The organism is Aeromonas sp. SrichE-2G (assembly GCF_017939565.1).
GTDB lineage: Bacteria > Pseudomonadota > Gammaproteobacteria > Enterobacterales > Aeromonadaceae > Aeromonas > Aeromonas taiwanensis.
Map to the genome: position 1 here is coordinate 1 of NZ_JAGKRG010000060.1, position 277 is coordinate 277.

At 69.7% G+C, this 277-nt stretch carries 1 protein-coding gene; it reads left to right on the forward strand.

Annotated elements, in window-relative coordinates; all coding sequences use genetic code 11:
• On the forward strand, window positions 1-277 hold a 277-nt coding region (locus J9885_RS19920; protein WP_210550513.1), incomplete at both ends, for an Ig-like domain-containing protein.

Genomic DNA, 277 nt, shown 5'->3' on the forward strand with positions numbered 1-277 from the left:
CACCGACGCGGCGGGCAACAGCGCCACCGCGACCGACAGCGAAGGCTACGGGGTCGACACCACGGCGCCGGTGGACCTGGCCATCACCCTGGATGCCAACATCACCGACGACGACGTCATCAACGCCGCCGAAGCGGGCCAGCCGATCCCGGTCAGCGGCACCGTGACGGGCGAGTTCCAGGCTGGCGACACCGTCACCCTGACCGTCAACGGCAAACCGTTCACCGGTCCGGTGGATGCCGATGGCCGCTTCACCATCCTGGTGGCGGGCAGCGAC